This window comes from Pseudomonas parafulva NBRC 16636 = DSM 17004 (assembly GCF_000730645.1).
In the GTDB taxonomy this organism is placed as follows: domain Bacteria; phylum Pseudomonadota; class Gammaproteobacteria; order Pseudomonadales; family Pseudomonadaceae; genus Aquipseudomonas; species Aquipseudomonas parafulva.
On sequence record NZ_BBIU01000041.1, the window covers coordinates 69742 to 83569 of the forward strand.

Below are 13828 nucleotides of genomic sequence, written 5' to 3' on the forward strand. Positions count from 1 at the left end.
GCCGCCGGGTAAACCCGGCGGGTGTGCAACGGCTTCAAACCACATGAATACCGTTCTGTACCCACAATTGATGGCTCGGGTCCTCCTGGGCCGTGTATTGGTTATAGTCGATACCGTCCAGGCTGTGGTTGCCGATGCGGTTCCAGGTGTCGGTCATCAGCACCGTGTCGTGCTCGTCACCCTTGATGATCAAGGTGTCGTTGGCGCTGTCGGTCACCGCCACCACGTCAGCCAAGCTGAGGGTGAGCGCCACGGCGCTGGTGGCGTTGAGGTCGATCACTTCCAGGTCGTGCACCTGCCCGGCCAGGTTGGTCAGGTCGATGCTGGCATCGCCACCGCCCCACAGCAGGGCATCGTTGCCGGTGCCGGTATCCACGCTGACGAAACCGCTGTCCACGGTGAGCTGGGTGCCGGCAGCAGCGTGGCTGGCCACCGCCGTGTCGCTGCCATCATCGCTGTCGACGGCCACCTCGCCGACGGTTGCCGCCGCCAGGGTGGTCAGCGCGCCCCCTTCGTCACTGGCATCTGCCACCAAGGCACTGTTGGTTGTGAAGCCGGTGACAGGGTCCAGGTTGATGGTGAGTGTGGCCGTGTCGGTGGTGCCATTGGGGTGGGTCAGCTCGTAGGTGAAGGTTTCTTTCTGGCCGACCACTGTCGAGGTCAGCCCGGCGTTGAGTGTGTAGTTGTAGCTGCCGTCGGCAAACACCACCAAGGTGCCGTACGTGCCCTGCACGCTGGCACCGTTGTAGCCGGGCAGGGTGAAGGTGTTGGCTGCGGTCAGCACGCTGAGCACCGTCAGTGGCGAGCCCAGGTTGTCCGCCCCCGCGCCGTCGGTCAGCAGGTTGCCTGACACAGGCGTGTAGTTGCCGACCACGAACTCGTTGAGGTGAGTGGCCGTGGCATTGACGGTGGTAGTGAGCGAGCTGAGCAGGCCGATACCGCCGGCCGTTACGCGCACGTGGTAGGTACCCGTCCCCTGGTTCTGGAAGGTGTACCCGGCGCCCCCGCCCAGCAGGCTGAGCAGCGAGGTACCGGCCACGGTCTGCACGGTCACGTACTGCCCGGTGGTGGGGTTGAGCTTGAGCAGCTCCAGCGTGGTGCCATTGAGCAGGCCCAGCAGGTTGGTGGAGTTGAGCACCACTTGCAGGTCGGCGGAGGTATTGGCCGCCACGGTGGTTGTGTAGGTTGCCGAGCGGCTGCCGAGCACTGGCAGCGACAGCGCCGCGAACGTGGTACTGCTGGAGGTCTGCAGGTTAACCAGGCTGATGTTGGTGTTGTCTACGTCGTTCACCGCATCCACCACGGTGGCAGGCGCTGCGTAGTTGTTGTCATTCCAGGTTTCGGCAGCCTGCGGGCTATCGATGCGCACATACAGGTTGGCCGTGTCGGATTTGCCGTTTGGGTGCACCAGCTGGTAGCTGAACACATCCACCTTGCCAACGCTGGCGGGGCTGCCGTTGGGGGTGTAGGTGTAGCTGCCATCCCCGCGGATCACCAGCGTGCCATACAGCCCTTGCACGGTGGTGGCGCTGCCTGCGCTGATGTAGCTGCCGGCCTTGAGCACCTGTAGCACCGCTTCGCTGTCGGGGCCGCGTGCGTCCACGCTGCCGTCAATGCCCACATCGGTAATCACGTTGCCCGAAGCGGCAGTGCCGGTACCGGTGAACTGCGTCAGGCTGGTGGTTTGCACCTCCAGCGCGGTCGTCACGGTGGTCAGCAGGCCGATACCGCCGCTGCCTACCGTCAGCCGATAGTCACCGGCCAGCAGTTCACCGATGCCCACGCGTATGCCCTGGCCCAGCGGCAGCAGCACCAGGTCGAGCAGGCCCTGGCTGTTGCCGGTCGCCAGGGTTACCCAGTTGCCGCTGGCATTCTTCACCTGCAGGGTGAAGGTGGCGTTGTCCAGCAGCGCCAGGGCACTGTCGGTGCTCAGTGTCAGGGTAGGGTCAGCCGTGGTCCCGGCTGCGACGGTCCAGGTGAAAGTTTTGCTGAAGCCCGCGAGCAAGGTGCTGAACGTGTCCTGGTACACCCGCGTGCTCACCACCGGCGCCAGGTTGACCACGGCGGTGGCCAGGTTGTCGCTGGCAATGACCGGCGCGTTGGCATCCACATCGGGCGCCGTTACGGTGACATTGCCGGACAGGTTACCGCGTGGGTCGCTGAGGGTGACAGACACCACCTGGCCGTTGTCCTGCGGCGGGTTCAGGGTGAGGGTGAAGGTACCGTTGGCCTGCACCGTGCCGGTCTGCAGCACTGTGCCGGTGGCACTGCGTACGGTGACCGTGGCACCCACTTCACCGGTACCGGTCAGGCTGCTGCCGTCGGCGCTGAACTGCAGGTTGCCGGCAGCGGCGGGCGGGGTGAGGTCTGGCGCGGTCAGCGCAGTGCTGGTCGAGACGTTACCTGCACCGTCGGTAAGCGTCACCGTGAGGGCCTGGTTGTCGATTTGCGCAGCGGCCAGGCTGACCACGAACAGCCCGTTGCTGCCCACCGTCGCGGTCCCCAGCACGGTACCTGCGCTGTTGCGCACGGTGGCTGTACTACCCACCTGGCCAGAGCCGCTTACCGCAGTACCCAGGGCGTTGATGGTGGCCACGGGTGCGGCCGGTGGCGTGATGTCCGGGGCGGCCAGGCTGACACTGCCCGACAGGTTGCCAGCCGCATCGGCCTGGCGCACCACCAGCAACTGGCCGTCGTTCTGTGGTGTGGTCAGGGTAATGCTGAAGGTGCCATTGGCCTGCACCAGGCCGCTGCCCACCTGCCCACCAGGGCCCTGCACGGTCACGGTAGCGCCCGCCTCACCGTTGCCGGTCAGTACAGTACCTGTGTCGTTTACGGCAACGTTGGTGGGTGCGGCGGGGGGCTGCACGTCGGCAGCGGTGAAGCTGGTGCTGGCAGACACGTTGCCTGCTCGGTCGGCCTGGCTCACGCTCAACACCTGGCCGTTCAACTGGGCAGCATTCAGGTTGACGCTGAAGTTGCCGGCGGTATTCACCACCGCAGTGCCCAGCACGGCATTGCTGGCATCACGCACGGTGACGGTGGCACCTGCCTCGCCGCTGCCGGTCAGTACCAGGCCATTGGGCGACAGTGCGATTACCACCGGGCTGGCCGGTGGGGTGATGTCCGCTGCCACCACGAAGGTTGGCTGCGATTCGCCCCCCACCAGCGCCACGGCGGTTACCGTCAGTTGCTGGCCGTTCAGTTGCGGTGTATTCAGTTGTAGGCTGAAGGCGCCGTTGAGGGTAGTGCCGCCCACGCCGATCTGATTGCCCGCGGCATCGTAAACCCGAATGCCGGTACCGGTAGGCGCGTTGCCCGTCAGCGTCAGGCCGTCGCCGGCCAGCACTACGTTGGTGGGCGGCACGGGTGGCGCTGCCAAGGGGGTGATGTACGTCACGCTGGCAGAGGTGTTGGACGCCGCGTCGGTCTGGTAGATCACCAGGCTGGCCACCGACCCTGCGGCTGGCTGCGTGACGATCTGGAACGTACCCGCCTCGCTTACCTCGCCAGTGCCGATCACCTGGTTGTTCTTGCTGATGGTGACGGTGGCGCCAGGTTCGCCACGGCCCGTGATCACGGTGAACGTGTTGTCCACCGCCAGGTCGGTGACGGGGGCAGGGGGGGAGGTATCCCGGGCCTGCAGGGTCGCAGGTATCGACTCGTTGCCGGCCGCGTCTGTAGACACGATGGTGAGCAACTGGCCGTTGTTCTGCAGAGGGTTCAGCGCAACCGTGAAAGCCCCACCCTCTGGCACTTGCACAGTACCCACTTCGGCACCGTTCGGGCCGCGTACGCTAATGGTGCTGCCTGCCTCTGCAGTACCGGTCAGTGTCGCGCCCAAGGGGTCCAGCACCAGGTTTGACGGCTGTACCGGGGGTGTCAGGTCAGGCGCATCGAGTGCCAGAGCCGGTGATGGATTGCCGGTAGCATCCTGGGCAATCACCGAGAGTGTCTGGCCGTTGACCTGAGCCGGCACCAACGCCAACACGAAGGTGCCATCAGCCGCCACCACGCCCTGACCAACCAGGTCGCCTGCATTGTTCAGCACAGTGACGCGCGCGCCGGCTTCGGCCGTGCCCACCACCTGGGTACCACTGTCGTTGATGGTGGCTACCACGGCAGCCGGTGGGGTGATGTCCAGGGCTGTGAGGCTGCTGATGGGGGAGACGTTGCCCGCCGCGTCGGTCAGGGTTACCTGCAGCACCTGGCCGTTGAGCTGGGCAGCGTCCAGTTGCACGGTGAAGATGCCGGCTGGTGTCACCTGGCCGGTACCGATCTGGGTGGTGCCGACGAATACCCGCACGGTGGCGCCCGGTTCGCCGATACCGCCCAGCGTGTCACCCGCCACGCTCAGCTGCAACGCCGTGGCTGCGGCCGGCGGGGTCAGGTCTGGTGCCACTACGCTGACCGGTTCGCTGACGTTGCCGGGTGGGTCGGCCTGTTGTACCGACAGCACTTGGTTGTCGATTTGCGCAGGCGACAGTTCCACGCGGAAGCTGCCATCGGCAAGCACCGTGCCGGTGCCAAGCCGTACGCCGGCCGCGTTGCTGACGGTGACCGTGGCGCCGGCCTCACCCCGGCCGGTGACCACGCTGCCGTCGGCGTTGATGGTGACTTGGGTGAGGGCGTCAGGTGGGGTGAAGTCCGGCGTTTGCAGGGTCGCCACTGCAGATACGTTACCGGCAGCGTCTGCCTGGGTGAAGCTGAGCAATTCGGCATTGCTCAGCGCGGGGTTGAGGTCAAGGGTGAAGTGGCCGCTGGCGTCTACCGTGGCGTTGCCAAGGGTTTCACCCTCGGCGTTTTTCACCGTGACCAGCGCGCCGGCTTCGCCACGGCCCGTAATGGTGACACCGTTGCTGGAGATGGCGAGCTCGCCGGGGGCAGCCGGCGGTGTGGTGTCCGGTGCGGTTATGACGCTGGGGAGCGACTGGTTGCCGGCCGCATCGGTGAGCAGCACTTCCACTTGTTGCCCATTGGCCTGGGGCGCCGCCAGGCTGACCTGGAAGGTGCCGTCGCCGCGCACGGTCGAGGTGCCCAGCACACTGCCGTCGGCAGCCAATACCCGTACCGCTGCGCCTGCCTCGCCCGTGCCGTTGAGCAGCGAACCGCCGCCGGCAAATGCCAGGCCCTGGGCAGGCTCGGGTGCGATGCGGTCAGGCACCACCAGGCTGACGCTGTTGGACTCGTTACCGGCCGCGTCGGTCTGGCTGGCGCTCAACACTTCGCCGTTGAGTTGGGCCACCAGCAGGGTGGCGCTGAAGCGGCCATCGGTGTTCACCACAGCGGTGCCGAGGTCGACGCCGCCTGCGCCGGTAATGGTCACGGTTGCACCGGGCTCACCGAGGCCGGTCAGTACCAGGCCGTCGTTGGACAGCACCAGTGCACTCAGTGGTTGCGGCGCAGTGGTGTCAGGGGCCTGCAGGGTTGCAGGCAGCGACACCGCACCATCGGTGCCGAGCGCGTCTACCCGCAGAACCTCGCCGTTGGCCTGGGCGCTGCCCAGGTTGACGGTGAAGGTTCCATCGTTGGCTACCTGGCCACTGCCCAGCAATTCATCGTTGGGGCCATAGACCCTGACCGTGGTGCCACTGGCGGCCGTGCCTGACACCGACAGGCCGTTGGCGGCCAGCGTCAGGTTTTCGGGTGTCTGCGGTGCAAGCACGCCAGGTGCCGTTATGGTCTGGGCAACCGAGAGGTTCTGCGCCGCATCGGCCTGCACCACGCTCAAGAGCGTGCCTACAGGCGCGGCTGGGTCGAGGGCGACGCTGAAGCGGCCATCCGCTGCGACCTGGGCAGTGCCCAGCAGGGTGCCGTCGGCGGCGCTGACCCTGACCGTGGCCCCCACTTCACCATGGCCTACCAGGGAGGTGCCGTCGGCCGACACGGCCAGGTTGGTCACCGCTGCTGGCGGTGTGGTGTCCAGGGCCGTATAGGTGGCCACGGGCGACACATTGCCTGCGGCATCGGTCGCCGTTACCTGCAAGGTCTGCCCGTTGGTCTGTGGCGTATCCAGGGTGATCTGGAAGGTGCCGTTGCTGGCCACCCGAGCAGAGCCCAGGACACTGCCAGTGGCATCGCGCACGGCCACCGTGCTGCCTGCCTCGGCACTGCCGGTGAGTTGCAACCCACTGGCCGCCAACAGCAGATTGGCGGGCGCAGCCGGTGGCGTGAAGTCCGGTGCGGTGATCGCCACGGCGGGCGAGGTGTTGTTGCCGGCGTCGGTCTGGGTCACGCTCAGGCGCTGGGCATTGAGCTGGGCGCTGTCCAGGGTCAGGGTGAAACTGCCATTGGCCGCGACCAGGCCGGTACCGATGATGGTGCCGTCGATGCCGCGCACGGTAACCGTGGCGCCTGCTTCACCCAGGCCGGTGAGGGTCAGGCCATTGTTGTTCAGGGCTACGTTGGTCAGCGCAGCGGGCGGGGTCAGGTCCGGGGTGAGCAGCGTGACAGCGGTGGACGTGTTGCCGGCTGCGTCTACCTGGGTTACCCCAATCGCCTGGCCACTGGCCTGCGGCGTATCGAACACCACAGTGAAGCGGCCATCGGCACCCACGCTGGCAGTGCCCAGTACGGCGCCGGAGGCGTTGCGCACCTGCACCGTGGCGCCTGGCTCACCGCTGCCGGACAGCTGCCGGCCATCCAGGCTCAGCTGCGGGTTGCCCACCGCCGCAGGCGGGGTGCGGTCGGGCGTCAGCACGCTGGCAGGGCCGGACACGTTACCCGCAGCATCGCTCAAGGTTACCTGCAGGGCACTGCCGGTGGCCTGGGCGCTGGGCAGGGTGACCTGGAACTGCCCGCTCTGGTTGACCGTACCGGTAGCCAGCACGGCGCCGCTGGCATCACGTACCGTGACGGTGGCGCCGGCCTCGCCCTGCCCGCTGAGCACCGTGGCGGCACTGTTGAGGCTAAGGTTGCTGGCGGCCGGTGGGGCCTGCAGGTCGGGTGCCTGCAAGGTGGCCGCCAGCGACACGTTGCCGGCGGCATCGGCCTGGGTCACCACCAGGTTCTGTGCGTTGACCACGGCAGGGACGAAGTTGACCGTGAACAAGCCGTTGGCGGCCACGGTCGCCGTACCCAACAGGTTGCCCTGGCCATCCGTGACCCTGACGGTGGCGCCGACTTCCCCTTGGCCGGTCAGCGTGCTGCCAATCCGGTCGATGGCAATGGCGGTGGGGGCGTCCGGTGCCGTGGTGTCTTCTGCCACTACGGTGGCAGGCACCGAAGGCTGCCCGCCAGCGCTGGCGCGAGCGGTCACGTGCAACGTCTGGGCATTGAGTTGCGCATTCAGGAAGAACACGCGGAAGATGCCATCACTGCCCACTGTGGCGGTGCCGAGCGTTGCCCCTGCCGAGGTCACGGTAATCAGCGACCCCACGGTGCCTTGCCCGGTCAGCAGGAACCCGTCGGCGCTGATGGCCAGGCCACTCGGGGTGGCCAGTTCATTGCCGGTCGGGCCTGCCAGCGGCACATCGGGAGACGTATTGCCTGCCGGGTCGACCACCACCACGGTAACGGTTTCGCCAGCCGCCAGCGGCGGCACTACCGGTACCACGAAGGTGCCATCTGCACCCACGGTTTCACTGCCGCGCTCGCTGCCATCGGGGTTGCGGATAACCACCGTGCTGCCAGGCTCGGCGCCGCCGCCTACCACAGCGCCATCGGGGCTGATGGTGACATTGGTCGCCGGCAGCGGTGGGGTGGTGTCCGGGGCGGTAACGGTGATGGGGGCGGTGGCGTTGCCCGCTTGGTCGGTGACCACCACAGTCAGCGGCTCACCATTGAGTAGCGGAGTCGGCAGAGGGACGCTGAAGCTGCCGTCGCCAGTGACCGGCACGGTGATTTCCAGGCCGGTGCTGTCGCGTACGGTCACGGTCGCTGCGCCCGGCGCACTGCCGGAGACCTCGATGCCGTCTTCGCTCACTTGCACCCCGGTGGGCAGTTGAGGCGGGGTGATGTCGGGGGCGGTGATCTGCCCAGGTTGCGATGGGTTGCCGGCAGCGTCTACCAACACCACGTTCAGCAACTGGCCATCCAGCTGGGCGGGCGACAGCGGCACCGTGAAGTTGCCACCTGCCGGCACCTGCACACTGCCCAATATGTCGCCGTTGGCATTGCGCACTTCTACTGTGGCACCAGGCTCGCCGATGCCCTGCAGGGCGTCACCACCCGGATTGATCGCAAGGCCGGTGGCAGTGGCGGGTGGGGTGATGTCATCGGCGATGAACGTGGCCGAGGGGGAGACATTGCCCTGGCTGTCGCTCAACACCACCGACAACACTTCGCCGTTGGTTTGTGGCGGGGTGAGTGACACCTCGAAGTTGCCCTGTGCATCTACCAGCACGCTGCCGAGCAACGCACCACTGGCACTGCGTACTTCAACGGTGGTACCCGCCTCACCCTGGCCGGTCAGCAGTGTGCCAGCCAAGTTCAGCGCCAGCCCATCTGCTGGCAAAGGTGGCTCCAGGTCTGGCGCGATGAGGGTGCCTGCAGGTGAGAGGTTGCCAGCGGGGTCCGCCTGGGTCACCGACAGGGTCTGCCCGTTGAGCTGGGGCGGTGAGAGGGTAACGCTGAAGCTGCCATCTGCCTGCACCACGGCGGTACCGAGGGTCGTGCCAGTGCTGCCGGTAACGGTAACCCGTGCACCCGGTTCGCCGATGCCGGCCAGCAACACGCCATCGGCGGTCAGGGTGAGTTCACCGGGCACTGCCGGTGGCTCGTTGTCTGGCGCCATCAGGTCAACGGCCACAGACAGGTTGCCGGCCAGGTCGCGCTGCTCGATGCTCAGCATCTGGCCGTTGGTCTGCGGGGGCACCAGTGCTACTTCGAAGGCGCCGTTGGCGCCCACCTGGGCAGTGCCAAGCACGGTGCCGTCCGGGGCGCGCACGCTCACTGTCGCACCTGGCTCGCCAGTGCCTGTGACCACGCTGCCTTCGCCGTTGATCGCCGCACCGGTGACGGCTAGCGGTGGTGTGGTATCGGGCGCCGTGAAGGGCACTGGCCCGGCGCTGTTGCCCAGGCTGTCGGTCGCCTCGACGGTGAGGTTTTCACCATTGCGCTGCGCGGCTGCAAGGGTGACATCGAAGCGGCCATCGGCACCGACGGTGGTGACACCCAGTACAGCGCCATTTGCAGCGCGCACGGTGATGATCGACCCAACCTGGCCCACCCCGGTGAGGTGCAGGCCGGCAGTGTCGATAGTCAAACCCGACGGCTGCAGCGGGCCGTCCAGGTCGGGTGCGGTGACAGTAGTGCTCGAGCTGTTGCCGGCAGCATCGCGGAGCACCACTTCAAGTACCTGGCCATCGGTTTGTGGCGGGGTCAGTTGCACGCTGATCACGCCGTTGGCGCCTACCTGCGCCGTACCCAGCAGCGTGCCCTGGGCATCGGTGACCTCGACGGTGGTGCCGGCCTCACCGCGGCCGGTCAGCACGCTGCCATTGGCGCTCAGTTGCAGGTCGGTCGGCTCGCTGGGGGCGGTGATGTCCGGGGCAATCACTTGCACCGGCAGGGAGCGGTTGCCACCGTTATCGATGGCTACCAAGTCCAGGGTTTCACCGTTGGCCTGCGGCGGTTGCAGGCCGAGGGTGAAATCGCCGTTGGCGCCGGCTTGGGCGCTGCCCAGCAGGGTGCCCTGGGCGTCGCGTACTTCAACTTGGCTATTGGCCGGCGCAGTACCGCTGACGCTGCTACCGTCAGCGGCCACCACGATTGCACTCGGGCTGGCCGGTATCGGCGCCTGCGGCACGGTCACATTAGTGGCAATGGACGTGTTGCCGGCGGCATCGGTTTGCACCAGCACCAGGGCCTCGCCTGCGCTCAGCGCAGTACCCAGGTTCACGACGAAGGTGCCGTTGGCAGCCACCGTGGCGGTGCCCAGCACGTCGCCATTGGTATTGCGTACCTGCACCGTGGCACCCGCTTCGCCATGCCCGGCAACGGCAAGGCTACCGGCGCCGGTGACCACATCGGTAATGGCGGCCGGTGGGGTGATGTCCGGGGCGGTGTAGGCCAATGGCAGTGAGGTGTTGCCGGCAGCGTCGGTCACGGTAATCGACAGTGCCTCGCCATTGGCCTGCGGCGGAGTCAGCGTGAGGCTGAACGTGCCTGAGCCTTGCACGATGGCATTGCCGATCAGGTTGCCTGCTGCATCGCGGACCTCGACCCGTGCGCCGGCTTCGGCGGTACCGGTCAGGGTGACGCCCGCATTGAGTACCAGGTCAGTTGGCTGCGCAGGCGGCACCTGGTCGGGTGCGCTCAGCGAAACCGGCGCAGACACGTTACCCGCCGCATCGGTCAGGGTGACCTGCAGCGCAGAACCATCCACCACTGGCGGCTGCAGCTGCACCACGAAGCTGCCGTCGGCCTGCACGGTCGCGCTTGCCAGCAGTTGCCCCTGGTCATTGCGCACCTGCACGGTGGTGCCTGCTTCGCCACGGCCCGAGACGGTGCCGCCGTTGGCACTGATGGCCAGGTCTGTTGCAGGTTGGGGTGGGGTGGTATCGATGCCGGTGTCGATGGTCGGCGCAGTCACCAACCCGGGGGCGGAGGTATTGCCCGCCGTGTCGGTGGCCGTGACCTGCAATTGCTCGCCCGCCACCTGCGCAGGTGTCAGGCCGATGCTGAAGGCACCGGTGGCACCCACCACAGCCGAGCCCAATACCGTGATGCCATCCGCCGCGAGTACGCGCACGGTGCTGCCGGCCTCGGCGCGGCCTGTCACCACACTACCGTCAGCGCTGACCAGCAGCTGACCCGGTTCCTGTGGCGGGGTGATGTCCGGCGCTGTGATCTGTACGGGCAGCGACGCGGCGCCATTGCTGTCGACGGCCACCACGTCCAGCAACTGACCGTTGGCCTGGGCAGGTTGAAGGGGGACGGTGAAGGTGCCTTCGGCCCCGACCACCACACTGCCTACCAGCGTGCCATCGGCATCGCGTACTTGCACGCCGCTGCCAGCAGGGGCAGTGCCGCTGATGCTGCTGCCGTCCTCGGCAACGACCAGGCCAGTTGGGCTGGCAGGCGTCGGCAGGGTCGGTAACTCGAACACCAGCGCCTGAGAAGCATTGCCGCTGGGGTCGGTCTGCACGAGCGTCAATTGCGCGCCGGGCAGGGCAGGCGTGTCAAGGTTGAGCAGGAATGTGCCGTTGACACCCACCACGCCGCTGCCGATCAGCACACCATTGCCATCGCGCACTTCGATAGACGCGCCGGCTTCGCCGCGACCGCTCAGGGTGAGGCCGGCGTTGCCGACCACGATGTTGCTGACGGGGGCTGGCGGGGTGATGTCCGGGGCGTCGAACTGCAGTGGCGTAGAGCGGTTGCCAGCAGCGTCCACCAGGCGTACGTCCAGCACTTCACCGTTGGCTTGAGTTGGCGACAGGGTAAGGCTGAAGGTGCCGTCTGCTGCAACGCTGCCGGTGCCGACCAATACGCCGGCCGCTGTGCGTACCTCTACGGTGGCGCCAGGTTCACCGCGGCCGGTAAACGTGGCCCCGGCGTCCAGGGCAAGGTCGGTGGGCTGTGCCGGGGCCTGCAGGTCTGGGCTGACTACCGTTGCCGGTGGCGAAACATTGCCTGCGGCATCAGTGAGCACTACTTGCAGGCTGCTGCCATCCTTTACTGCAGGGTCGAGAGTGAGCTGGAACGTGCCATCCGCGTTCACGCTGCCGCTGACCAGCAGGTTGCCTTGGGTGTCACGCACTTGCACCGTGGCGCCGGCTTCGCCTCGGCCGCTCAGCAGGGCGCCGGCCAAGCCGATGACCAGGTCAGTGGGCGCGAGCGGCGGGGTGGTGTCGCTGCCATCGATATCCGGGGCGGTGATGCTGCCTGCGCCGGAGACGTTGCCGGCGCCATCGGTGGCAGTCACTTGCAGCACCTCGCCATTCACTTGTGGCGGGGCCAGGGTGACGCTGAAGCTGCCGGTGGCACCCACCACGACGCTGCCTAGCACCGTGGTGCCGTCGGCAGCCAGGACTCGGACGGTGCTGCCCGGCTCGCCGCGCCCACTTACCTGGGTGCCATCTGCATTGATCGCCAGTTCGCTTGGGGTGGCCGGGGGTGTGATGTCGGGGGCTGTGATTTGGGCAGGCAGGGAAGACAGGCCGTTTTCGATGGCGACTACGTCCAGCAATTCACCGTTGGCTTGAGCGGGATTGAGCGGGATGTTGAAGGTACCATCGGCATCGGCGGTGGCGCTGCCGATCAGCGTGCCGTCCGTGTCGCGGACTTCGACGCGTGCACCCGCGGGTGCGGTACCGGTGAGCACTGTACCGTCCGCGTTGACGGTCAGGTTGGTCGGGCTCTCCGGCGCGGTGGTAAGAGGGACCTCGTAATCGACGGCAACCGAAGCGTTACCGCTTGGGTCGACCTGCACCAGGCTCAATTGCTCGCCGGGCTGTGCGGCAGGATCGAGGCTGACCAGGAAGGTGCCGTTGGCGGTGACCACGCCACGGCCCAGTAGATTGCCATCGGCATCTCGCACCTCGACGGTGGCGCCGGCTTCGCCTCGCCCACTCAGAGCAGTGCCGCCAGGGCCGACCAGGATATTGGTCACAGCATCGGGCGGGGTGATGTCGGGTGCATCAAATTGCAGAGGTGCAGAAACGTTACCGGTAGCATCGACCAGCCGTACATCCAGGGCTTGGCCGTTGGCTTGGGCTGGCGACAACGTCAGGCTGAACAGCCCGTCAGCCCCGACAACGCCAGTGCCGATCAGGGCGCCAGCGGCATCACGCACCTGAACAGTAGCGCCCGGTTCACCGCGACCCGAGAAGGTCACGCCATCTGCCAGGGCCAGGTCGGTGGGTTGTGCGGGAGCAGTGAGGTCCGGCGAGGCGACGCTGCCGGGGGGCGATACGTTGCCAGCGGCATCGGTAAGGGTAACCTGCAGGGTGCTGCCGTCTTTCACTGCGGGGTTCAGCGACACTGCAAATGTGCCATCCGGTCCTACAGTCCCAGTGGCGATGACATTACCTGCGGCATCACGAATCTGCACGCTAGCACCGGCTTCGCCGCGACCGGTGAGCTGAGTGCCGGCAAGAGCAATGACCAAATCGATAGGTGCGTTTGGCGGCGTGGTGTCCACACCATCGATGTCCGGCGCGGTCACGGTGCTGGCGGTTGATATATTGCCAGCGGCATCAGTGGCGGTGGCTTGCAGCACTTCGCCATCCACTTGAGGTGGCGTCAGGTTGATGCTGAACAAGCCCGTTGCGCCGACCACTGCGGTGCCAAGCTCAGTGCCGTTAGCCGCCAATATACGTACGGTGCTACCCGGTTCTGCGCGACCAGTAATCACAGTCCCGTCTGCACTGACGGCCAATTCGGTCGGTGCCGCAGGTGCGGTGATATCGGGTGCTGTGACCTGAGCGGGGAGGGAAGACAGGCCGTCTTGAATGGCGACCACATCCAGCAATTCACCGTTGGCCTGGGCTGGATTGAGCGGGATGCTGAAGGTGCCATCGGCATTGGCGGTGGCGCTGCCGATCAGGGCTCCATCCGTGCCGCGTACCTCTACCCGAGCACCGGCAGGTGCTGTGCCGGTTAGAACCGTGCCGTCCGCGTTGACGGTCAGGTTGGTCGGGCTCTCCGGCGCGGTGGTAAGAGGAACCTCGTAATCCACGGCAACCGAAGCGTTACCGCTTGGGTCAATCTGCACCAGGCTCAATTGCTCGCCGGGCTGTGCAGCAGGATCGAGGCTGACCAGGAAGGTGCCATTGGCAGTGACCACGCCACGGCCCAGTAGATTACCGTCGGCGTCACGCACTTCGACAGTGGCGCCGGCTTCGCCTCGCCCGCTCAGGGCAGTGCCGCCAGGGCCGACCAG

1 protein-coding gene is annotated in these 13828 nt (G+C 66.7%); it reads right to left on the bottom strand.

From position 1 onward, the window contains the following. Positions 1-34 precede the first annotated feature (34 nt). A complete protein-coding gene (locus PPA02S_RS21140; RefSeq protein ID WP_439646129.1) occupies positions 35-13768 on the bottom strand; it encodes a BapA/Bap/LapF family large adhesin in 13734 nt (4577 codons plus the stop codon). Positions 13769-13828 lie beyond the last annotated feature (60 nt).